The sequence below is a fragment of the Promicromonospora kroppenstedtii DSM 19349 genome (assembly GCF_000515355.1).
Lineage (GTDB): Bacteria > Actinomycetota > Actinomycetes > Actinomycetales > Cellulomonadaceae > Promicromonospora > Promicromonospora kroppenstedtii.
Map to the genome: position 1 here is coordinate 9,186 of NZ_KI911625.1, position 986 is coordinate 10,171.

General features: G+C 75.9%; 1 protein-coding gene and 1 pseudogene. Both read left to right on the top strand.

Features of this window, described 5'->3' with window-relative positions; translation table 11 throughout:
• Positions 1–237, top strand: a pseudogene (locus tag PROKR_RS05625) (hypothetical protein); the annotation flags it as partial.
• Positions 234–986 (top strand): amidohydrolase family protein (locus PROKR_RS05630; RefSeq protein WP_036960438.1); only part of this gene is annotated, 753 nt, incomplete at its 3' end. The pseudogene PROKR_RS05625 and the gene PROKR_RS05630, both read left to right, overlap by 4 nt.

The window sequence follows — 986 nt, forward strand, 5'->3', positions numbered from 1 at the left end:
CCCGCGCAGGTGGTGCTGGTGGCGGGCGCCTCCGACGTGTCGGACGTCGTGGCGGGTGGTGAGCTCGTGGTGTGCGACGGCGTACACCGGGCCGGCGACGTCGCGCACCTGCTCGCCGAGGCGATCGACGAGATCTGGGCCGCCGTGGAGCGGGACCACGACACGGGTTGGCCCGCGGGGCCGGCCGCGATCGAGCGGGACCTGACGCACGACCTCACCAGGGGGAGCGACGCATGAGCGTGCTGCTGACGAACATCGGCGAGCTGGTCACCAACGACCCGGAGCACGGTGGGACGGGGCCGGGCAGGGTCGACTCGGCCGGGACGTCGTCCGCGGGCAGCGGGATCGTGCCCGACGGTCTCGGACTCGTCCCCGACGCCGCCGTCGTCGTCGAGAACGGGCACATCGCCTGGACGGGCCCGGCGGCGTCGGCCCCCGCGGCCGACGACGCCGTCGACCTCGCGGGGCGCTGCGTGCTCCCGGGATTCGTGGACTCGCACTCGCACACGGTGTTCGCGGGCGATCGTTCGGCGGAGTTCGCCGCGCGCATGACCGGCGAGCCGTACACCGGCGGCGGTATCGCGACCACGGTCGCCGCGACCCGCGCCGCGAGCGAGGACGCCCTGCGGGCGCGCGGCGCCGCGCTGGTGCGCGAGATGCTCGCGCAGGGCACCACGACCGTCGAGATCAAGAGCGGCTACGGTCAGGACGTCGCGACCGAGGCCCGCACGCTGCGGATCGCCCGGGAGCTCACCCCGGAGACGACGTACCTCGGCGCGCACACCGTCCCCGCCGAGTACGCCGACGACCGCGCCGGGTACGTCGACCTCGTGACCGGGCCGATGCTCGCCGCCTGCGCCCCGCACGCCCGCTGGATCGACGTCTTCTGCGAGCCCGCCGCGCCCACGGCCTTCGACGAGGACGAGGCCCGCGCCGTCCTGCGCGCCGGACTCCGCGCCGGCCTGGGCGCGCGCGTGCACGGCAAC